Genomic DNA, 20,328 nt, shown 5'->3' with positions numbered 1-20,328 from the left:
GTCACAACACCGCAGCCTGTCGCGAGGTGACCATTCCGGTCTTGTTGGTCTTGGCGATCTGCACCTGCTCGTAGACATGGGCGCGCAGTTCGCTGAAGCGGGTGAGCGAGCGTGTGCCGAGCTGGTCCCGCTCGTCCGGCAGGTCGATCTTCACGTCGTCCTGGATCACCGTGGGCGAGCTCGACAACACCAGGACCCGCTCACCGAGGTAGACGGACTCCTCGATGTCGTGGGTGACGAAGAGGATGGTCATGTTGTGCCGCTTCCACACCGAGCGGACGAGGTCCTCGAGGTCGGCCCGGGTCTGCGCATCGACCGCGGCGAACGGTTCGTCCATGAGCAGGACGCTCGGGTGCGTGGCGACCGCGCGGGCGATGGCGACGCGCTGTTGCATGCCCCCGGACAACTGCCAGGGGTAGCTGTTGCGAGCCTGCTCGAGGCCGACCGAGTGCAAAGCTTCGTCGACACGCGCGCGACGCTCCGCCTTGGACAGCTTGGCGATCTTGAGCGGCAGTTCGATGTTGGCGGCCACCGTCATCCAGGGATAGAGGCTGCGACCGTACTCCTGGAACACCACGGCCATACCCCTGGCCGGCCCGTTGACGGGCCTGCCGTCGAGCACGACCGCACCCGAGGTCGGCGCCATGAGACCGGCGATGCACTTGAGCAGTGTGGTCTTGCCGCTTCCCGACGGGCCGACGAGGCAGGCGAATTCACCCTGGTGCAGGTCGAAGGTGAGGGACTTGACCGCTTCGAACTCTTTGCCGTCCCGGCTGTATACCTTCTTGACCTTGTCGACGCGGAGTCGAACGTCTTGGTGATCAGTCATTCGCACTTTCCTTCAATCCTTCGTACCAGCCGAGGACTCGGCCCTGGACGATCTGGAACAACACGGACAGCGCCACGCCGAGCAGCCCGAGCAGCACGATGCCGCTCCACATCTCGGGGATGTCGATCCGATTCTGGAAGTTGATGATGGCGTAGCCGATTCCTTCTGTGGCCGCGAACATCTCGGAGACGACCATCAGGACGAGGCCGACCGCGAGGCTCTGGCGGATGCCGGCGAAGATCTGCGGTGACGCGGCCGGGAGTACGAGATACCGCATCCGGTCGATGCCGGTGAGTCCGTAGACCCGGCCGGTGTCGCTCTGAACCTCGTCGATGGAGGCGACGCCCTTGATGGTGTTGAGGAGGATGGGCCACAGACATCCGAGGACGATGACGGTGACCTTCATGGCGTCGTTGATGCCGATCAGCAGGAGCAGGACCGGGATCATGATCGTCGACGGGACCGCGCGGAGGAACTCGAGCAGCGGGCTGAGCAGCCATCGCACCCAGTCGATCGAACCGATGGCGATACCGAGACCGACGCCGAGGACGATGGACAGCGCCAGGCCGACCAGCAGACGCGCGATACTGGGGAGAGCGTCCTGCGTGAATCCGTCGCCGAGCCACACGGTGCGGAACGCGGTGACGAGTTGGTCCGGGTCGGGAACGTAGAAGCTGCCACCACCCTGCGTGGCCGCCCACCACGCTGCGATCAGCACGATCGGCAGGCCGACGAAATATCCGAGACTCTTCAGTGTTTTCACGACTTCACACCTCCACGCACCGAGGCGTGCCAGAAGAGAACCTTGCGTTCGATCGTTCCCATCAGCCAGTTGACGAGCATGCCGAGCACGCCGCTGGTGACGATGAGGGCGAACATCGCCGGCGCGTCGTCGTTGATCTGTGCGAGTGCGACGTCCTGGCCGAGACCCGGGGTGCCGATGATCAGCTCGACGCCGACGGACAGGATCAGCGCGACCGTGGCGGCCAGGCGTATGCCGGTCATGAGGAAGGGAAGCAGGGTCGGGAAGAGCAGGTAGCGGACCCTCTGCCAGAAGTTCATCTGCAGGGTCAGGGCGGTGTCCGTGGCGACCTTGTCGACGTCGGCCACGCCGTAGAGCACCTGGACCAGCACGATCCAGAAGCAGGCGTAGACGACGATCAGAAGCTCGGCGCTGAGGGCAGGTCCGTACAGGAGCGCGGCCAGCGGGATGAGCGCGACCGCGGGGATGGGCCGAAGGAACTCGATGGTCGAGTGGGTCGCCCGCCTGAGGAACGTACTGGAGCCGATGATCACGCCGACCACGATGGCGGCGACGCTGGAGACCACCAGACCGATCAGCCAGGCACGCAGTGTGTAGCCGACCGAGGTCCAGAAATCGGGATCGGACAGGTTCTCGACGAATTCCGCGAACACCACCGTCGGGGGTGGCAGATAGTGCGAACCGACCGGTCCGATGGCAGAGAACACCTGCCAGATCAGGAGAAAGCCCAGACTGCCGGCCACGCCGAGGAGAAGCGGCTTGTACGGGGCGACTGCACTGGGTGTTCGGGAACTGTCCCGTTGCGGCGGAACCGCCACGGGCTTCTCCAGTTCTCGTTGTGCCACGCTCATGGCAGGCAACCTTTCGAGTGTTGCGGAGGCATGGGGTGGGTCGGGCCTCGCGGCCCGACCCACGCGGTCAGTGGTTCCAGACGACGTTCTCGCCGGGCTCCTTGTTCATGACGTTGTACTTCACCAGCAGGGTGCTGAACTGGTCGATCGCGTCGGCGTCCAACTTCGCATCCCACTGGATGAACTCGGTCTTCGCAGCGACCTCGGGGGCGGTGCCGATCACCTTCGGCAACAGGGCGCGGACGTCGTCCTGATGTGCTTCGGCGTAGGTGAGAGTTTCGTCGAGGGCTTCCGTAAACCGTTCGACCAGATCGGGTTTGGTGTCGATGAGCTTCCTGCCGGCCACCATGACCAGCTCGGCGCCATCGAGGCCCGCCGCCGGGATGAAGTCGCTGACGACGGCGCCACCGTTGTTCAGGATCTGCCCGATGAACGGCGGTCCGGCCATTCCGGCATCGATCTGCCCGCTCTCGAGCTGCGCGGCGACCTGGTCGAACCCGAGCTGGACGAAGGTGATCGACTCGGGATCGCCGCCGTCCTTCGCGACCGCTTCCTTGATGCCGATCTCGCCGATGCTCCCGAGGGCATTGATCGCGACCCGCTTACCTTCGAGGTCCTTCGCCGACTTGATATCCGAGCCCGAGCCGACGAGCACGGCGACGGAGTCACCCAGGGTGCCGGGGCGGTTCTTGGCGTAGCCGGACACGATCGGCACGTCGAGGCCCTTGCTGCTCGCGACCAGCGGCGTGGTCGGGCTGGCCAGGATGAAGTCGAGGCTCCCGGAATTCACGGCCGGCAACTGCGCAGCACTCGACTGGCCCATGACGAGTTCGATCTCGATTCCCTGCTCGGCGAAAAAGCCCTGGTCGATGCCGATCTGGAAGGCACCCACCGCCGACGAGGGGAAAAGCCCCACCTTCACGATGTCGAGACCGCTGTCCGATTTCGATGCGGCGCCGTCGTTCGATCCGTTGGAGCACGCGGTCAACGCAAGTGCCAACGCCGCGCTTCCGGCGAGCACAGACAAGGTCCGCTTCATGAATTCCTTCTTCCCTGAATCCGGCTGTTCCGGAATCCGACTGTTCCGGGCGATCTTGATGGGTCGTGCAGATGTGACGCCCGCAACATCGACTATGTCACAGATTTAATATTGGTCAAGCCTTATTGCATTTTCACTGAGGAATGCATTCTGCTGGCCGCAGTCGGGCAGCGGAAAACACCGACTCCAAGGTCGAGTCGAGATCCTGAGCGAGACATTCGGCCGCGATGACATGGTCCGGTCGCACAACCACCGCCGAGAACGGCCGCTGATGGAACCAGGACTTGAGCACGCCCGACGGATCGCCCACTACGTGCACACCGTCCCCCGCGTTCTCCATTGCCCACGGAAGCTGGGAGGCAGGTACCAGATGCACCAGGCGTGCGCCGAGCGACTCCAGTCGCTCCAGGTTCTCCTTGTCGACGAGCTGCCGTGGATCGTTGTTCCACACGAAGATTCGCCAGCCGGACCCCGTCACATCGTCGAGCAGCCGATCGGTCGCGGCCGTCGTGCACACCCGCGGCTGCGGGAACAACGTACCGACAGCCGACTTGAAGTCCTCCGCAACGGGTACCGACTTCAACCGGGGCACCCGCGCCGGCACCACGACGCCGCGCTCGTAGCGCGGCATGGGCTTGAAGCCCTGCCCGGAGACATACGCCTTCAGTCGCGGCAACCGGTCGACGACCACTGCTGCGGCATCACGTGCCGCAGAACGCAGTTTGCTGCGGTTGGTGACCAGGTTGGCCATGCCGACCGACAGGTCGACCATTGCCTTCACATGGTCGCGACGCTCTTCCGCGTAGGTGTCGAGCAACGCATCGTCGGCTTGCCCCTTCACCACCGCAGCCAGCTTCCAACCGAGATTCATCGCGTCACGAATGCACGAATTCCATCCCTGCCCGGCGACCACCGGCATGACGTGGGCGGCATCGCCGGCCAGGAGGATCGGTCCTTCCCGGAACCGGGACGCCAACCGCGCGTGATGGGTGTAGACACGTCGACGGATGATGTTCAGCCGCTTCGGGTCGGGCACGTGATCGGCGAGGAGACCGTAGATGAACTCGTCCGATTCGACGAGCTCCTCCCCCTCGTCGTCGAGCATCATGAACTCCCAGCGCCGAATCCCGTGCGGGAGGCTCAAAGTGGCGTAGCCACGCGTAGGGTCACCGCCGAACACCGCGTGCGGCGTGCCGATCGGGTCGTCGGCGACGTCGATCACGAGACCGCGTTGCTTGCGGGTCTCGCCTTCGAACTCGATGCCGAGACGGGTCCGGGTGAAGGACCGGCCGCCCTCGCACCCGATGACGTAGCGCGCCGTGATCTGCGAGGTCACCTCCCCCGACTTGACGGTGACCGTCGCTTCGTCGTCGGTGTAGGTGAGGTCGATCGCTTCGGTCCCGAGCCGGACGTCGACCGTCTCGAAACGCTCCAAGCCCGCCAACAGGACCTGGTCCACCAGCGGCTGAACGAAGCCGTTGCGCCGCGGCCATCCGAATTCACGTGTCGTGGGGTTGATCTCGGCGATGACCTTCATCTCGCCGTTGACGATCCGGACCTGCTGGTCGGGGACCGTGTGCGGCAGCACCTTGTCCACGAGGCCGATCGACTGCATGACCCGCAGGGCCTCGTCGTCGATACCGACCGCCCGCGGATAGTCGATGAGCTCGTCGAGTGCCTCGATCAGCACCGTGCGCACACCGTGCTGGCCGAGCAGGTTCGCGAGCGTGAGACCGGTGGGGCCCGCGCCGATGATCAGGACGTCCGTGTTCACGATTCACTCCTCAGGGATGCGATGTTCTGGCGTGCCTGGGCCCCGACCATGACAAGGTCGATCCCGAGCCCCACGTAATCGATCAGCTCGGCACGAGCCAGAGCGGCTGCGTAAGTGGGGGAACCGGCGTAGATTCCGCAGGTTCGTCCGTATGCTCGTGCGACCTTTGCGATCTCGACGATCGCGTCGTACACCGGACCGTCCGCCCAGTCGGCCCCGCCTCCGAGACCGAAGGACACGGCCAGATCCGCCGGTCCGATGTAGACGGACCCGACACCGTCCACCGAAAGGATCTCCTCGGCGGCGTCGAGGCCACGGCGCGTCTCGATCTGCACGATGCACTCGACCGCGTCGTTCCCGGCCTCGGTGTAGCTGCTGCCGGAATACAGCTGGGGGCGGCTGGGCCCCAGGCTGCGGCGACCCAGCGGCGGATACTTGGTCGCCGCCACGAGTGCTCTTGCCTCATCGGCACTTTCGACGGTCGGAGCGATGATGCCGCGCGCGCCGCTGTCCATCAGGCGGCCGATCGGACCGGAGTCGATGCTCGCCACGCGCACGTACCGGTATCGGACGTCGCGCGGGATCGCCCGAAGCATCGTGCAGGCGGTCTCCAACCCGACTTCACCGTGCTGCAGGTCGATGACAACCCCGTCGTACCCGTTGAACAAGCCGCTTTCGACGATGCTCAACGACGGCGTGGCGACGTGGAGGAGGGCGGGGATGTTCGTCACTTGTCGGCCTCGGCCAGCCGACGAGCGTGCGCCGCTGCGTTCTCGCCGCCGAAGACCGGAACGATCTCCCGGCGGCGAATGCGCCATTCCCCGTCCACCTGGACGTACTCCTCGCGGAACTCGCCGACGCTGGCGGGGCGCAGCGGATCGTCCTGCGTGCTGCGGAACGTCGTGTAGTAGGTCGTGCCCGTGAGGACTCCGTCCTTCCAGGCGAGTCGGGTGCCGCCCGAGAAGTGGCGGACCGTTCCCGCGTCCTGGGTGACCCGGCGTTCCCCCCACGCCTTGATGGCGTCGCGGCCGTTCATGGTGCCGAGCGGCCCGACCGAGACCGCATCCTCGGCATACAGGGTGTAGAGCCGGTCGGCGTGACCGTGGTCGAGCAGCCAATGATGCTCCGCCACCAATTGTTCGATGGCGACGCGAATCTCGGTGGTGACGGCGGGTGTCGACCCGGAAGTGTTCTCGGTGTTCTCGGTCATCGGTTCATGCCTTCGAATCGAGGGTTGCGCGCACGCAACCCAGTCCGGTGATGGTGGCGGTGCATTCGACGTCGGCCGGCCAGGGCTCGATGTATCCGATCGAACCCGAGAGCAGGATCTCGCCGGCCCGCAACGGATGCCCGATCCGCAGTGCCGTCTCGGCGAGCCATTGCACCGCCTTGATCGGGTGGCCGAGCACGTTGCTTCCGACGCCCCGGGTGATCTCGTCACCGGTCGCGGTGGTGATCGACATCTCGACACCGGTGAGATCGACCTCGCCGTAGGCGTGTCGTTCCTCGCCGAGGACGACCCCGTCGCACCCTGCGTTGTCGGCAATGGTGTCGACGATCTTCCCGACATTGCCGGCAAAGCGGAAATCGACGAGTTCGAATGCGGGAGTGATGTATTCGATCGCGTCCTCGATCGCATCGGGGTCGGCAACGAGGATGTCCTTCGCCAGGACGAAGGCGACCTCGGCCTCGATGCGCAGGAAGTTGTGCGCGGACGCGGGGATCACGACGCCCGAGGAGTGGACCATGTCGTCGTGGATGATGCCGTAGTCGGGTTCGAAGACCCCGACCCGCTTCTGCACGAGCGGGTTCGTCAGACCGACCTTACGGCCGACACGACGCACACCGAGTTCGGCCTCCCGCCGGGCCGCGACGAGCTCGGAGATGCTGTACGCCGCATCGAGATCACGCTCGGGCAGCCGCGGACTGACGAAGTCCATGGTGGTGACGTCGCGGCGGGCGCGATAGAGCTCGTCGGCGATCTGTTCGATGACGCTGGTCTCTGTCATGGTTCAGCCTTTTCGTGCGAGGAAGTCGAGGACGGTGGCGTTGAAGGTTTCGGGGTCCTCCCACTGCGGCCAGTGCGCCGCATTCTCGATGAGCAGGAACTGGCCGTCCGGAATCGACTCGGCGAGTTCCTTTCCCACCTCGGGTCCGCCGCTGGGCTCGTGGTCGGTCCATACCAGCAATGCAGGTACGGGGATCGCCGCGAAGTCCTCGTCGGTGACCCGGTTGCGGTAGCGGGTCTCCGGCTGACGCAGCACCGCGATGTGGTGCATGGCGTCGCCGAAGCCGTCGCGGGAGTACACCGCCTGCCGGATGTGGACCAGTTCGTCGGTGATCTTGCCGGGGTCGTGGATGACGACCTGCAGCCGCTTCTTGACGTTGTCGTAGGTCGGTTCGGTGACGGCCTGGCGGCTGACCGACTGGGCACGGTCGACCCGCTCGGCGGTCGTGACGCGACCGCCCGGGGCACTGAGGATCACCGTCCGCACCCGATCGGGGTGGTGGCCGGCGAACTTGATCGCGATCCAGCCGCCGAGGGACTCGCCGCACAGGTGCGCGCGGTCCAGGCCGAGCACGTCGAGCAGGGCGAGCAGGTGTTCCTCGTATTCGGGGATCTCGAGGTCGTGGTCGGTCAGGGTGGTGAAGCCGTGACCGGGATAGTCGTATCCCACCACCCGGTACTTCGAGGCCAGAGCACGGATGTTCTGGGTGAAGGCCTCGATGTGGCCGGTGGTTCCGTTGAGCAGGACCACGGTCTGCTCGTCGGGTCCGCCGGGGCCGTCGACGGTGAGTACGCGGGTGCGCCAGCCGTTCACCTCGAGATATTCGAGGCGGTGCGGCAGGTCGGCGACGGCTTCCCAGAAGGTCTTGAACTCGTACATGTCCTCACGCTCCGATCGCGGCCTGGATACCGAAGCCGGCGCCCCAGGTCTCCACGGCCCAGTAGTGGTCGACGGTGAGCCGGTAGGGGCCGGCGGTGGACAGGGCGGCGTACGCCGCGATCCAGCTGCGCATCTCGTGGGCCGCGCTGCCCCCTTCGGCGACGAACCGGTCGTTGTCCCAACCGTCGACGGCGGACAGCTCACCGGAGCGGAAGGTGTTCAGCACCAGCGCGTCCCAGGCTTCGTTGAGCGGTGCGCTCGAGGCCTTGCCGTCGGCGATGGCCTGGATACCCTTCACGATCGCCTGTTCGCGGGCGGCGCGCTCCTCCCGACTGGGGGCGTACTCGACGAGGCGCCGGCGCACCGGTTCCGGGGCGTCGTCCCAGCGCGGGACGGGCGGGTTGTGCGAGATGCCGCCGGAGGCCACCAGCAGAACTCGCTTGTCGAGCTGCTGCGCCGCCCGGCCCACGGCCTCCCCGAACAACCGGACACGCTGCATCGGCGTGAGCGGGAATCCGAGAGCGTTGACGAAGATCGGAACGATGGGCCGGCTCAAGGGGTGGCCGTAGATGAATTCGAGCGGTTGCAGGATGCCGTGGTCCACCGTCATCCGCTCGGACCGGCCGATGTCGATTCCCTGTTCGAGGACCAGTGCGTGCAGGGTTCGGGCGATGTCCCCGTCGACGGGCACCGGGCCTGCTGTGGTGCCGTAGTCACCGACACCGACGGCCTCGGCTCCGATCGCCCAGGGGGTAATCAGCGAGTACAGCTGACCGTTGAAGTGATCGGGGCCCAATGCGACGACCACCTCGGGGTCGAAGCTCTCGACGAAGGAGCGCACTTCACCGATTGCGGCCTCGATTTCCGCCATCGTCGTGCCTCCCGGGTCGACATTGCCGAATGACGGCGCATGGGACAGGGCGGCGACTGCCAAAGGCATGACAGGAGTTCCTTTCATAGGGCACCCGCACGTGGGCAGGATCGAGGACGGGAAAAAAGACTCTAGTCTCTAGAGTCGTCACTCTAGAGACTAGAGTCACATGACCGCAACCACACTTCGCCCCAATTAGTGACTCCGGCTATTCGCCGGGCGCGATGGGCATGAAGAGAGCCACCCCGGTATGGACAGATCTGCCCGTACCGGGGTGGCTGGAGAGGCAACACATTGTGCCGCCCAGAAGATCGGAGCTCAGGAACCGACCGGATCGGTCAGCATGATGCCGAAACCGGCACCCCATTCGTGGACCGGCCAGTACCAGCGGCCTGCGACCGTCGGGGTGGCGACGGCGTTGACCGCCGCGAAGGCGGCGACCCACGCACGGATCTCGTGCGCCGATCCCCCACCCTCCCGCGCCATCCAGTCGGTGGCCCATCCGTCGACCGCGTCGAGACGACCCTCGGCGAAGGTGTCCATGACGAGCCGGTCGAACTCCTCGTTGAGGGGCTGCTGACCGGTGCCGGTGCGCACGTGCTCGCGCGCGGCCTCGATGACCCGGCGCTGCCGTTCCTCCCGCTGCTCGGGGGTGTAGTGACGACCGTCGATCAGACGCTCACGCACCTGCTCCGGCGCCCCCTCGAGCTTCGGGACCGGCGGATCGTGCGACAGGCCTCCGGATCCGACGATCAGCACCCGCTTGTTCCAGCGGGCGGCCTCGCGGCCGATCGCCTCACCGAACCTGCGCACGCGGCGCATCGGCACCAGCGGCAGACCGACCGCGTTGACGAACACCGGCACGATGGGACGCTCGTAGTCCACGCCGTAGAGCATCTCGAGCGTCTGCGTCATGCCGTGGTCGACATACAGCCGCTCGGACTGGGCGACGTCGATCTCCTCGTCGAACACCGCCTGCACGAGCCGGGCGGCATGCTCCCGGTCGACCGGCAGCGCGCGTTGCTGCGTGCTCCAGTCCCCGACGCCGATGGCTTCGGAGCCGATGCAGAACGGCGGCATCATGTCGTAGAAGACACCGTTGAAATGATCGGGTCCGAAGACGATCGTGATCTCGGGATCGAAGTCCTCGATCGCCTTCCGAATCTCGTCCGTCGCCGCATCGATCTCACCCAGCACGCCACCGGCGGGCTCGATCTCGCCGATGAGCGGCGAGTGCGACATCGTGCAGACCGCGATGGCCATCGGCTACTGCTCCGCGACGATCTCGTTGCGCAGGACCCCCAGGCCGGTGATCTCGACCTCGACCACATCGCCGGGATTCAGCAGCGCCGGCGGGTCCATGAACAGGCCCACACCACCCGGGGTTCCGGTGACGATGATGTCGCCGGGCGCGAGCGGGGTGAAGGTCGAGATGTGCTCGATCAACCGGTCGATCGGGCAGCGCATGTCCGCAATCGTGGCCTTCTGGCGCTGCTCACCGTTGACCCGCGTCTCGAGGGTGCATTCCTGAATGTCCTCGATGTCGGCGGCCGGCACGAAGTACGGGCCCATCGCGCCGGTGCGCGGGAAGTTCTTCCCCGGGATCCACTGCGTCGTGGCGCGCTGCCAGTCACGCACGGTGAAATCGTTGTAGATGCTGTAGCCCGCGATCACCGACTGCGCCTCCGCAGCGGGAACCTTGAAGGCCGGAGCGCCGATGACCACGGCGAGCTCACCCTCGTAGTCGAACTGGGTGCCCACCGCCGGGATCTCGACCGGGACCAGGTGACCGGTCTGGGAGTCGGCAAACCGCGTGAACAGGGTCGGGGCACCGACCTCGGCCTTACCGGTCTCCTCCAGATGCGACCGATAGTTGACGCCCACACAGATGATCTTGGCGGGGTTCGGCACAGCCGGCAGGAAGGAAACCTCGGACTCCTCGGCAACGGGCTCGAGGCCGTCGACCAGCGAATCGCGCAGCAGACCCGCGGCGATGGCGTCGCGCAGGGAAGCGGCCACGTCGGCGCCGTTCACGCCCAGGTCGTAGACCTGCCCGTCGACCACGGCACCCCAGCTCTGACGACCCTCGACCTCGAAACTCACGTACTTCACAATCACATCTCCTCTGAAGAATGTATTTTCACCACGATAGTACGTCAGTAGTTAAGCAAAATATAGTCAGTCGCGGAAGGTGCCGGGCGGCGAGCAGGTGGGAGATACTTGCGCCCATGCGACTGACCCACTTCGGACACTCCTGCCTGCTCGTCGAACACCGCGGCGCGAAGATCCTGTTCGACCCGGGCACCTTCTCGCACGGCTTCGAGGGCATCACCGGGCTCGACGCGATCCTGGTCACGCACCAGCATCCCGACCACGCCGACGCCGCGCGCCTGCCCGCCCTGCTCGACGCGAACCCCGACGCGAAGCTGTTCTCGGATCCGCAGTCCGCGGACCTGCTCGAGGGTGACTGGACCGCAGTGCGTCCGGGCGACACGTTCGAGATCGGCGAGGTGACCGTCCGCGGCACGGGCGGCCGGCACGCCGTCATCCATCCGGATCTGCCGGTCATCGACAACACCGCGTTCCTGCTCGGCGACGACGAGAACCCGTCCCGGCTGCTGCATCCCGGTGACTCGCTGTACATCCCGCACGAGCGCGTCGACGTCCTCGCACTCCCGTCCGCGGCGCCGTGGCTGAAGATCTGGGAGGCAATCGATTACCTGCGCGCGGTGAATCCGCGGGTCGCCGTCCCGATCCACCAGGCCATCATCGCCGAGCAGGCCAACGGCATCTTCTACGGTCGCTACAGCGAAATGGCGCCGGAGGGAACGGAATTCCGCGTCCTGCCGCACGAATCCGACATCGAGGTCTAGGACACCGCGACCGTGGCGCGCCGGTAGGTGCCGTTTCCCGCCGCGTCCGCGAGGACGTTCCCCACGTCGCGGCGGGAAACATGCCACCTCGAGATCGCGCCGTCGACCGCGGCCGTGGCGGTGCCGTCGGCGGGTTCGTCGGTGAGGTTCACCGGCTGTACGACGGTCCAGTCGAGACCGCTGTCCCGCACGAGACCGTCCTGGACCTCGGTGTCGGCGATCCGGGGTCCGAGCAGGAGCTTGAACATCAGGCTGTACCGCAGGGGCAGCCTGCCCTGCGTCTCCCCCACGCCGTACGACGTCTGCACCACGAGCCGGGGCACACCGTGGCGGCGCATCGCGTCGATCACGTTGCGCGTTCCCCGCGAGCGCACGTCGAGAGGGGTGTGGGCCGGTCCGCGTGCCCGGACTCGCAGCGGGTTCTCGCTGATACCGAGCGTGACGACGACCGCGTCGTGGCCCTGCACGGCAGCGTCGACGTCCTCGGGTCGCGTCGCATCACCGCGTCGGACGGATTCGCGCGGGCGTTCAAGCGAGTCACGGGCGTCTCACCCGGATCGATGCGACGCCCGGCTGCTGCGGAAACCTAGCGGGCCGCGGCTCGACCCGCGGCGCGCCCGGAGAAGATGCAGCCGCCGAGGAACGTACCTTCCAGCGAGCGGTAGCCGTGCACGCCACCGCCGCCGAACCCGGCGACCTCCCCGGCGGCGAACAGGCCGTCGAACACGCTGCCGTCGGATCGCAGGACCCGCGACGACAGGTCGGTTTCGAGACCGCCGAGGGTCTTGCGGGTGAGCAGATGCAGCTTCACCGCGATGAGCGGTCCGGCCTTCGGGTCGAGAATGCGGTGCGGCGCCGCGATCCGCGCGATCTTGTCGGGCAGGTAGGCGCGTGCCGCGCGCATCGCCGCGACCTGCAGGTCCTTGGTGTACTTGTTGGCGATCTCGCGGTCGCGAGCCTCGACCACCGACCGCACCGTCGCGTAGTCGAGCGGGGCTTCGGGTGCCAGTTCGTTCATGCCGGCGACGAGGTCTGCGAGGTTGTCTCGCACCACGAAGTCGACGCCGCGCTGCTTGAACGCTTCGACCGGTCCGGGCGCGCCGGATCGGACGCGCTGCAGCAGCAGTTTGATGTTGCGACCGGTCAGGTCCGGGTTCTGTTCGGATCCGGACAGGCCGAATTCCTTCTCGATGATCTTCTGGTCGAGCACGAACCAGGTGTGGTCGTGGCCGGTGGTGACGATGTGCTCGAGGGTGCCGAGCGTGTCGAATCCGGGGAACAGCGGCACCGGCAGGCGCTTGCCGGTGGCGTCGAGCCACAGCGACGACGGGCCGGGCAGGATGCGGATGCCGTGGTTCGGCCACACCGGGTCGTAGTTGGTGATGCCTTCGGTGTAGTGCCACATGCGATCTCGGTTGACGATGTTCCCGCCGGCCTTCTCGGTGATCTCGAGCATGCGGCCGTCGACGTGGGCGGGCACGCCGCTGAGCATGTGCTTCGGCGGGATACCGAGCCGCGTCGGCCAGTTCTTCTTGACCAGGTCGTAGTTGCCGCCGATGCCGCCGGACGTGACGATCACGGCGCCCGCGCCGAACTCGAAGTCGCCGACGGCGGTGCGGGACGACTTCACGCCGCGCGCCGCGTCGGTCGGTTCGAGGACGGTGCCGCGCACGCCGGTGACCGCACCGTCGGTGACGACCAGTTCGTCGACCTGATGGCGGTACTTCAAAGTGACGAGGCCGCGGTCGGCGGCGGCGAGCGCCTTGCGGGCGAAGATCTCGACGAGCCCGGGGCCGGTCCCCCACGTGATGTGGAATCGGGGCACCGAGTTGCCGTGGCCGCCGGCGTCGTAGCCGCCGCGTTCGGCCCAGTTGACCATCGGGAAGATCTTCAACCCGCGCTGCGCGAGCCACGCGTGCTTCTCCCCCGCGGCGAACTCGACGTACGCCTGCGCCCAGCGGCGCGGCCAGCGGTCCTCGACCTCGCGGTCGAAGCCGGCTGTGCCCATCCAGTCCTGCAGCGCGAGGTCGTAGGAGTCCTTGATACCCATGCGACGTTGTTCGGGACTGTCGACGAAGAAGAGCCCACCGAACGACCAGAAGGCTTGTCCACCAAGGTTGTTCGCGTTCTCCTGATCCACCAGGATCACCTTGCGCCCGGCGTCGATCAGCTCCCCGGTCGCCACCAGCCCGGCGAGACCCGCCCCCACCACGATCACGTCTGCGTCCATGTCCGCAGACACTACCGGCCGGTCCCGGTACGACGGGAGAGGTCGAACGGCATCACGCGACGTGGCCGAGAGCCCGCGGCTGCCAGCGGTACACGGTCGGCTGCGCGTCGTGGTGCAGCGCGATGTCGACGGCGTCGACGATGGCCTGCCGCGGTCCGGGTTTGCTCAGTTGCGGCCCGGAGATCGCCAGGCGCAGCAGTCCGCCGCGCCGCGCGACCCGCGCGGCGCCGATGACCATGGCGCGGCACCACCACGGTTCGGCGCGCGCCCCGTCGCCGATCCCGAACACGCGCGCCTGCTCCACGGTGCCCCGGTCGAGGTCGTGCACGCCGGTGGCGTCGGCCAGGAGGCGGAACCCGGTCTGCGGCAGTACGGCGACCGCCCCGGCCGAGGCGACCCAGCGGGGCGGGGCGAACAGCCGGGTGCGCAGTCCCGTTGCCTCGAGCACGCGATCGGCGGCGAGCAGCCGCAGCCGCGCCTCGTGCTCGCGCAGCGCCGAGAATTCGGCGCGGCGGCGTTTCGTCGCGGCCTGGTCGTAGCCGTGCAGCACGATCGCGTCGCCGTCTTCCCGGCGTTCGAGGAGCCATTCCTGGGTCGCCGGGTCGCGCACCAGCCGGTAGTGGTCCTTCAGCCGCGGCGCCACGAGCAGCGACAGCGGCACTCCGCGCGCATCCATCTCGCGGGCGAACCTGTCGACCGCTTCGCGGGTGACATCCCGGATTCCCGACACCGACACGATCAGTTCCGTGCTCACGACCATCACGATGCCCGGCGCGGATGAACGGAGATCGTCCTCCGGTTGAAACCTGCGCGACGAGAGCAGCGCGGTGGGCACACTGGGATCGGATCCGTTGCCGACCGGAGCGAGGTGTCATGTCCGATCAGAGCGAACCGCACGTGGATTGGGACCCGCGTTCCCCACAGGTGCAGGCGGATCAGATCACCGCGTACGACGAGATGCGCGCCCGCTGCCCCGTCGCCTACAGCGCCTACCGCAATTGGACGGTGTTCCGTCACACCGATGTCGTGGCAATCCTCGACGACCCCGCGACCTTCAGCAATGCGGTGTCGTCGCATCCGTCGGTGCCCAACGGCATGGACCCGCCGGAGCACACGTCGTTCCGGGCGATCAACGACCGGTACTTCACGCCCGACCGCATGCGCGCGTTCGAACCGGCGTGCCGCGAGGTGGCCCGCGACCTGATCGACGCACTCGGGCCCGGCGAGGCCGAGATCATGTCCGGCCTGGCCGAACCGTTCGCGAACCGGATCCAGTGCCGGTTCATGGGGTGGCCGGACCGTCTGCACGAGCCGCTGCGCGAATGGACGCGCAAGAACCGGGAGGCGACGCGCGCCCTCGACCGGGCGGCGATGTCGGCGATCGCGCTGGAGTTCGACGGCTACATCCGCGAACAGCTCGACGAGCGCCGTGGTCGGCCGGCGACCGGGACTCCCGACGTGACCGCGGAGCTGCTCGGCGAGCGGGTCGACGGCAGGCCGCTCACCGATGCCGAGCTGGTGTCGATGATCCGCAACTGGACGGTCGGCGAGCTGAGCACGATCGCTGCGTGCGTCGGCATCCTGGTCGCGTTCCTCGCGTCGAATCCGGAGGTCCAGAAGCATCTGCGGGCCGAACCCGACCGGATCGGTGCCGCGTGCGACGAGATCCTGCGGATGCAGGCACCGCTGATCGCGAACCGCCGTCGCACCACCCGGGAGGTGACCGTCGCGGACCGCCGCATCCCGGCCGGGGAACGGATCATAGTGCTGTGGGCGTCGGCGAACCGCGACGAGGCCGTCTTCGGTGACCCCGACGAGTTCCGCCTCGACCGCGACCCGGCCGCGAACCTGCTTTACGGACGCGGCATCCACAACTGTCCGGGTGCGCCGCTCGCGCGACTCGAGCTCACCGCACTGGTCGACGAACTGCTCGCCGCGACCACGAACATCACCGCGACCGGCGCGGTTCCGGAGCACGCGGCGTATCCGGCGGGCGGGTTCACGCGGGTGCCGGTCGTGCTGACCCGCCACTGAACAACTCCCACCGAACGACGAGGTCCCGTTCACCAAGACGGCCGTCCTGCCCCGGCGCCGACGCGGTTTAGCGTCGGCCCGTGACGACCCGCCAGAAGACGTACCCGCATCTGCTCTCCCCCGGCACCATCGGCCCGCTCACCCTGGCCAACCGGGTGGTGCTGCCCGCGATGGACATGAATCTGTGCGTGGACGGCGAGATCGAGCAGGGCGACATCGATCATTTCGCGGCGCGCGCCGCGGGCGGCACCGGATTGATCATCACCGGATGCTGCGCGGTCGCGTATCCGATCGGGTGCGCGAGCACCAAGGAACCGGGCCTGTCCGAGGACCGGTTCATCCCCGGGCTGAAGGCGCTGGCGGACGCCGTGCACGTGTCCGGCAGCAAACTGTGCGTGCAGATGACCCACCACGGCAAGGTCGCCCGGATCGACACCGTCCAGGACCGTCCGCTGCTGGTGCCGTCGACGCCGCAGGCCGGCCCCGACATGAGCGCGCTCGCCGACAACACCGGCGAGGAACTGCAGAAGATGGCGAGCGTCGTGCAGGGCAAGCAGGCCACTTTCCACGAGGCCGACGCCGACGACATCCCTTGGCTGATCAAGTGTTTCGCCGAGGCCGCGGCCCGCGTGAAGGCTGCCGGCGGCGACGCGGTCGAAATCCATTGCGCGCACGGCTATGTGCTCGGTGCGTTCCTGTCCCGCGCCGACAACCGGCGCACCGACGAGTACGGCGGCTCGCTCGAGAACCGGGCACGACTGGCGTGCGAGGTGATCCGGGCCGTCAAGGACGAGGTGGGCGACTCGCTGGCGGTGATCGTGCGTGTCGCCGGACGCGAGTACGGGGAGGCCGGCGCATTGACCACCGCCGAGGCCGTGCAGGCGTCGGTGCTGTTCGAGAAGGCCGGCGCGGACGCCATCCATGTCACCGGATGGGCCCGGAATCCGTTCTCCAACTTCACCGACGGTCCGCTTCCGAACACGGTGGGCGCGTACACCGACCTGGCCGCGGAGGTGAAGCGGGCGGTGTCGATCCCGGTGATCGCGGTGGGCCGGATGCTTCCCGAGGTGGGTGAGCAGACCATCGCCGACGGCAAGGCGGATTTCGTCGCGATGGGCCGCCAGCTGCTGGCCGATCCCGATCTCGTCGGCAAACTGAAGGCCGGAACCCCGGAGCAGGTGCGTCCCTGCATCAATTGCTATGTGTGCGTTCAGGAGAACTTCTGGGACGGTACCCCCGTGTGCGCGGTGAATCCGGCGCTGGGCAACGAGACGCTGGTGCCGTTCGTGCGGACCGCCGCCGCGAGGCGGGTCGTCGTCGTGGGTGCCGGGCCCGCGGGTCTCGAGGTTGCGCGCATCGCAACCGAACGCGGCCATCACGTCACGGTGCTCGACAAGACTGATCGGCTCGGCGGCACCCTGTGGTTCTCGACGCTGACCACCCCCGACAACGAGCGCCTGCTGAACTGGCTGACCGCCGAGGTCCGGCGGCTCGGCATCGACGTCCGGTTGAAGACCGAGGCCACCGCGGCGTCGATCCAGGCACTGAACCCCGATGTCGTGGTGATCGCGACCGGCGCGGTGCGCGAGCGCCCGGGTGTGCCCGGGGGCGATCTGCCGCACGTGCACACCGGCGACACGCTGCGGGCGTTGATGACCGGCAGCGGTGATGTTTCCGGTCAGCCGTGGTTCCTGCGGACGGCGGGCAAGCTCGGTGCGCTGTCGGGAATCACGAAGCGGCCCGGTGCAGTTCGCTCGGTGACCCGCAAGTTCCTGCCCGTGGGCCGGAACGTCGTGGTGATCGGTGGCTCGCTGGTGGGCCTCGAACTCGCCGAGTTCCTGGCCGAGCGGGGCCGGCAGGTGACGCTGCTGGAAGAAGGTCAGCAGCTGGGTGTGCCGATGGCGATGCCGCGGCGCTGGACCGCGGTTCGTCATGCCGGGGAGGTCGGGGTGACCGTCCACCGGCACGCGACCGTCCAGCGCATCACCCCGGACGCGGTCGAGTTCCAGGTCGGTACCGAAACCCTCACCGCCCCTGCCGATCTGGTCGTGATGGCGTCGGGGGTGTCGGCGGCGGCGCCGCTCGCCGACGACCTCGCCGGGTCCGGGACGGACGTGCGGGTCGTCGGCGATGCGGGCGACGTCGGATACATCGAGGGCGCGATCCGTTCGGCCTGGAAGGTCGCGACCGCGCTGTGACCCGGGCGGCTGCGACTCGGGCTGCCGTGACTCAGGCTTCGGCGGTGTCCGGCGTGTCGTAGGCGCCGCCGAAGCGGTCGCGGTGCACGGCGTCGGTCAGCGGACGGCCGCGGCGCCAGCCGAAGCGTTCCAGGTCCGGTACCTCCTGGAGACGGGTGACCGGCCCGACGCACAGCCACGCGATCGGCCGCACCGCGCCTTCCGCACCGATGAACTCGGTGAGGAACGGTTCGTCGTAGAACGACACCCATCCGACGCCGAGCCCCTCCGCGGTCGCGGCGAGCCACAGGTTCTGGATCGCGAGGACCGCGGAGAACAACCCGGAGTCGTCGATGGTGTGCCGGCCCAGGATGTGCTTACCGCCGCGTTCCGGGTCGTAGGTGACGACGATGCCGGTACGGGACTCGACGATCCCCTCGATCTTGATGGGGTCGAAGGTGCGGCGGCGGTCCTCCGGGAGCGAATCGGCGAACGCCTGGCGGCATCCGGCGACGTGCTCGGCGAACGCTTCGAGCCGCTGCCGGTCCTGCACGACGACGAAGTCCCAGGGCTGGGTGTTGCCGACGCTGGGCGCGTGGTGGGCCGCGGCGAGGATGCGCCACAGCACATCCTCGTCGACGGTTTCACCGGCGAACTCGGCGCGCACGTCACGGCGCATGCGGATGATGTCGTACAGCGCGTCGCGCGCTTCGTTCGAGAACATGGCTTCAGGTCAGACCGGCAGCACGGCCTCGATCGCGGCGACGACCTCGGGGGCGTCCGGTTCGGTGCGCGGACGGAACCGGTCGACGACGGTGCCGTCGGGTGCGATCACGAACTTCTCGAAGTTCCACTGGATGTCCCCGGCCTCGCCGTCTGCGTCGGCGTGCTTGGTCAGCTCCGCGTACAGGGGGTGCCGGTTCTCGCCGTTGACCTCGATCTTCTCGAGCAGCGGGAAGGTGACTCCGTAGGTGGTGGAGCAGAACTCCTGGATCTCCTCGGCGGTGCCCGGTTCCTGGCCCATGAACTGGTTGCAGGGCACACCCACCACGATCAGGCCGCGGTCCGCGTAGTTCTTCGCCAGCTGTTCCAGCGCCGTGTACTGCGGCGTCAGGCCGCACTTGGAGGCGACGTTGACGACGAGCAGCGCGTGGCCGTCGAATGCGGCGAGGGACGTGGGCTCACCGGCGAGGGTGTTGATCGCGATGTCCTGAAGAGGTGTGGTCATGCGGACCAACGTAGTCGGCCCGCTGTGATTGCGGAGTTTGCTCGGTGCACGAATCCCGGCCACGTTCCCGGTCGCATCGGTTTCCTCCCGGCCGGCGGATCGACTCACAGCGCGGCACGATCGGATACGCTCCGGCGGTCACCAGGTATCTCGACCGGTACCGCGAACCGCCCGATCCGGTCCGGCCCACCTACCGTGCCAGCCGCACCCAGGTCGACAGCGCACAGCCCGGACAACCACACCGCAAGGAAGTTCATGGAGATCAAGGAACTGGGCCATGTCGTCCTCTACGTCCGCGACATCACCCGCTCGGCGCACTTCTACGGCGAGGTCCTCGGCTGGCGCCGGCTGACGGCGGACGGTGCACCCGCGATGCCGGTCGCCGCGTTCTCCGCACCGTCGAACCGAACCCATCACGAACTGCTGCTCATCGAGGTCGGGCCCGACGCCGCCGCCCTGCCCGCCGGACGCCGGGTGGGGATGTACCACTTCGGCCTGAAGATCGGCGACAGCGACGACGAACTGCGCGCGGCCCTGGCCCAGTTGCGGGAAGCCGGGGTTCCGATCCTCGGGGCCAGCGATCACGGCATCACCCACAGCCTCTACATCGCAGATCCCGACGGCAACGAGATCGAGCTGTACATCGACGTTCCCGACGTCGACTGGCGCTCCGACCCGTCCCTCCTCTACTCCCCCGTCAAGCCGCTGCGCCTGTGACCGGACCCCGGACACAGGCGCGGCCCCGGCACCCCGGGGTGTGCGGGCCGCGGC

Annotated in this window: 20 protein-coding genes and 1 pseudogene; 4 read left to right on the top strand and 17 right to left on the bottom strand. The window is 67.5% G+C overall.

What is annotated here, in order from left to right:
* Nucleotide 1 precedes the first annotated feature (1 nt).
* The 12 genes from ACWDUD_RS28680 to ACWDUD_RS28625 all read right to left on the bottom strand — a co-directional run bounded on the left by ACWDUD_RS28680 (nt 2) and on the right by ACWDUD_RS28625 (nt 11,127).
* Nucleotides 2–829: an ABC transporter ATP-binding protein gene (locus ACWDUD_RS28680; RefSeq protein ID WP_197253398.1), complete on the bottom strand. Its 828-nt coding sequence runs from the start codon at nt 827–829 to the stop codon at nt 2–4.
* Entirely contained in the window at nt 822–1,592 is a 771-nt protein-coding gene (locus tag ACWDUD_RS28675) for an ABC transporter permease (RefSeq protein ID WP_197253400.1), read from the bottom strand. The genes ACWDUD_RS28680 and ACWDUD_RS28675 overlap by 8 nt, the downstream gene beginning before the upstream one ends.
* Complete coding sequence (locus tag ACWDUD_RS28670) at nt 1,589–2,443, bottom strand: ABC transporter permease (RefSeq protein WP_248673591.1); 855 nt, start codon at nt 2,441–2,443, stop codon at nt 1,589–1,591. The genes ACWDUD_RS28675 and ACWDUD_RS28670 overlap by 4 nt, the downstream gene beginning before the upstream one ends.
* Nucleotides 2,444–2,510: 67 nt before the next feature.
* Nucleotides 2,511–3,482, bottom strand: coding sequence for an ABC transporter substrate-binding protein (locus ACWDUD_RS28665; protein WP_197253403.1), 972 nt, complete (start codon nt 3,480–3,482; stop codon nt 2,511–2,513).
* Nucleotides 3,483–3,615: 133 nt separating this feature from the next.
* The gene (mhpA, locus tag ACWDUD_RS28660) at nt 3,616–5,256 is read right to left on the bottom strand and encodes a bifunctional 3-(3-hydroxy-phenyl)propionate/3-hydroxycinnamic acid hydroxylase MhpA (protein ID WP_248673592.1); all 1,641 of its coding nucleotides are present in this window, start codon (nt 5,254–5,256) and stop codon (nt 3,616–3,618) included.
* Nucleotides 5,253–5,987: an HpcH/HpaI aldolase family protein gene (locus ACWDUD_RS28655; protein ID WP_450111535.1), complete on the bottom strand. Its 735-nt coding sequence runs from the start codon at nt 5,985–5,987 to the stop codon at nt 5,253–5,255. Before ACWDUD_RS28655 ends, mhpA begins: the two co-directional genes overlap by 4 nt.
* Nucleotides 5,984–6,466: a nuclear transport factor 2 family protein gene (locus ACWDUD_RS28650; protein ID WP_248673594.1), complete on the bottom strand. Its 483-nt coding sequence runs from the start codon at nt 6,464–6,466 to the stop codon at nt 5,984–5,986. The genes ACWDUD_RS28655 and ACWDUD_RS28650 overlap by 4 nt, the downstream gene beginning before the upstream one ends.
* 4 nt (nt 6,467–6,470) lie before the next feature.
* Nucleotides 6,471–7,265 (bottom strand): 2-keto-4-pentenoate hydratase, encoded by a 795-nt coding sequence (locus tag ACWDUD_RS28645; protein ID WP_420749266.1) that lies wholly within the window; start codon nt 7,263–7,265, stop codon nt 6,471–6,473.
* 3 nt (nt 7,266–7,268) lie between these two features.
* A complete protein-coding gene (locus ACWDUD_RS28640) occupies nt 7,269–8,144 on the bottom strand; it encodes an alpha/beta fold hydrolase (protein WP_197253412.1) in 876 nt (291 codons plus the stop codon).
* Nucleotides 8,145–8,148: 4 nt separating this feature from the next.
* Entirely contained in the window at nt 8,149–9,084 is a 936-nt protein-coding gene (locus ACWDUD_RS28635; protein WP_197253414.1) for a 3-carboxyethylcatechol 2,3-dioxygenase, read from the bottom strand.
* Between the two features lie 249 nt (nt 9,085–9,333).
* Nucleotides 9,334–10,278: a 3-carboxyethylcatechol 2,3-dioxygenase gene (locus ACWDUD_RS28630; RefSeq protein ID WP_450111534.1), complete on the bottom strand. Its 945-nt coding sequence runs from the start codon at nt 10,276–10,278 to the stop codon at nt 9,334–9,336.
* A 3-nt stretch (nt 10,279–10,281) separates the two neighbouring features.
* Nucleotides 10,282–11,127 carry a fumarylacetoacetate hydrolase family protein gene (locus ACWDUD_RS28625; protein WP_450111533.1) on the bottom strand — a complete coding sequence of 282 codons (846 nt, stop codon included), beginning with the start codon at nt 11,125–11,127 and terminating at the stop codon, nt 10,282–10,284.
* Between the two features lie 116 nt (nt 11,128–11,243).
* Here ACWDUD_RS28625 and ACWDUD_RS28620 point away from each other — a divergent pair, with 116 nt between their 5' ends.
* Entirely contained in the window at nt 11,244–11,888 is a 645-nt protein-coding gene (locus ACWDUD_RS28620) for an MBL fold metallo-hydrolase (RefSeq protein ID WP_450111532.1), read from the top strand.
* On the opposite strand, the pseudogene ACWDUD_RS28615 reads toward ACWDUD_RS28620, so the two are convergent.
* From ACWDUD_RS28615 to ACWDUD_RS28605, 3 genes and pseudogenes are all read right to left on the bottom strand, one after another.
* Nucleotides 11,885–12,412: pseudogene (locus ACWDUD_RS28615) on the bottom strand (NAD(P)-dependent oxidoreductase); the annotation flags it as partial. The gene ACWDUD_RS28620 and the pseudogene ACWDUD_RS28615 overlap by 4 nt on opposite strands.
* A 62-nt stretch (nt 12,413–12,474) precedes the next feature.
* Nucleotides 12,475–14,118, bottom strand: coding sequence for an FAD-binding dehydrogenase (locus ACWDUD_RS28610; RefSeq protein WP_450111531.1), 1,644 nt, complete (start codon nt 14,116–14,118; stop codon nt 12,475–12,477).
* Between the two features lie 52 nt (nt 14,119–14,170).
* A complete protein-coding gene (locus ACWDUD_RS28605; protein ID WP_450111530.1) occupies nt 14,171–14,872 on the bottom strand; it encodes a DUF2334 domain-containing protein in 702 nt (233 codons plus the stop codon).
* Nucleotides 14,873–14,991: 119 nt separating this feature from the next.
* Here ACWDUD_RS28605 and ACWDUD_RS28600 point away from each other — a divergent pair, with 119 nt between their 5' ends.
* The gene (locus ACWDUD_RS28600; protein WP_450111529.1) at nt 14,992–16,152 is read left to right on the top strand and encodes a cytochrome P450; all 1,161 of its coding nucleotides are present in this window, start codon (nt 14,992–14,994) and stop codon (nt 16,150–16,152) included.
* A gap of 80 nt (nt 16,153–16,232) precedes the next feature.
* Nucleotides 16,233–18,350, top strand: coding sequence for an oxidoreductase (locus ACWDUD_RS28595; RefSeq protein ID WP_450111528.1), 2,118 nt, complete (start codon nt 16,233–16,235; stop codon nt 18,348–18,350).
* 31 nt (nt 18,351–18,381) lie between these two features.
* Here the strand turns inward: ACWDUD_RS28595 and bluB are convergent, their stop codons facing one another.
* Both bluB and ACWDUD_RS28585 read right to left on the bottom strand, forming a co-directional pair.
* Nucleotides 18,382–19,053, bottom strand: a complete 672-nt coding sequence (gene bluB / locus ACWDUD_RS28590; RefSeq protein ID WP_197253424.1) for a 5,6-dimethylbenzimidazole synthase — start codon at nt 19,051–19,053, stop codon at nt 18,382–18,384.
* 9 nt (nt 19,054–19,062) lie between these two features.
* Entirely contained in the window at nt 19,063–19,557 is a 495-nt protein-coding gene (locus tag ACWDUD_RS28585) for a glutathione peroxidase (RefSeq protein ID WP_197253426.1), read from the bottom strand.
* A 255-nt stretch (nt 19,558–19,812) separates the two neighbouring features.
* On the opposite strand from ACWDUD_RS28585, the gene ACWDUD_RS28580 reads away from it, so the two are divergent.
* Nucleotides 19,813–20,274, top strand: coding sequence for a VOC family protein (locus ACWDUD_RS28580; RefSeq protein ID WP_248673600.1), 462 nt, complete (start codon nt 19,813–19,815; stop codon nt 20,272–20,274).
* Nucleotides 20,275–20,328: the final 54 nt, after the last annotated feature.

This window comes from Rhodococcus sp. NPDC003382 (genome assembly GCF_053589135.1).
The sequence above is the reverse complement of the archived record's forward strand: the minus strand, read 5'-3'. Positions and strand labels throughout refer to the sequence as shown.

Coding starts and splice junctions, on each gene's coding strand:
- ACWDUD_RS28645 (WP_420749266.1), bottom strand. CDS start 7,265: ATGACAGAGACCAGCGTCATCGAACAGATCGCCGACGAGCTCTATCGC.
- bluB (WP_197253424.1), bottom strand. CDS start 19,053: ATGTTCTCGAACGAAGCGCGCGACGCGCTGTACGACATCATCCGCATG.
- ACWDUD_RS28610 (WP_450111531.1), bottom strand. CDS start 14,118: ATGGACGCAGACGTGATCGTGGTGGGGGCGGGTCTCGCCGGGCTGGTG.
- ACWDUD_RS28585 (WP_197253426.1), bottom strand. CDS start 19,557: ATGACCACACCTCTTCAGGACATCGCGATCAACACCCTCGCCGGTGAG.
- ACWDUD_RS28670 (WP_248673591.1), bottom strand. CDS start 2,443: ATGAGCGTGGCACAACGAGAACTGGAGAAGCCCGTGGCGGTTCCGCCG.
- ACWDUD_RS28640 (WP_197253412.1), bottom strand. CDS start 8,144: ATGTACGAGTTCAAGACCTTCTGGGAAGCCGTCGCCGACCTGCCGCAC.
- ACWDUD_RS28630 (WP_450111534.1), bottom strand. CDS start 10,278: ATGGCCATCGCGGTCTGCACGATGTCGCACTCGCCGCTCATCGGCGAG.
- ACWDUD_RS28680 (WP_197253398.1), bottom strand. CDS start 829: ATGACTGATCACCAAGACGTTCGACTCCGCGTCGACAAGGTCAAGAAG.
- ACWDUD_RS28650 (WP_248673594.1), bottom strand. CDS start 6,466: ATGACCGAGAACACCGAGAACACTTCCGGGTCGACACCCGCCGTCACC.
- ACWDUD_RS28635 (WP_197253414.1), bottom strand. CDS start 9,084: ATGCCTTTGGCAGTCGCCGCCCTGTCCCATGCGCCGTCATTCGGCAAT.
- ACWDUD_RS28620 (WP_450111532.1), top strand. CDS start 11,244: ATGCGACTGACCCACTTCGGACACTCCTGCCTGCTCGTCGAACACCGC.
- ACWDUD_RS28600 (WP_450111529.1), top strand. CDS start 14,992: ATGTCCGATCAGAGCGAACCGCACGTGGATTGGGACCCGCGTTCCCCA.
- ACWDUD_RS28580 (WP_248673600.1), top strand. CDS start 19,813: ATGGAGATCAAGGAACTGGGCCATGTCGTCCTCTACGTCCGCGACATC.
- ACWDUD_RS28665 (WP_197253403.1), bottom strand. CDS start 3,482: ATGAAGCGGACCTTGTCTGTGCTCGCCGGAAGCGCGGCGTTGGCACTT.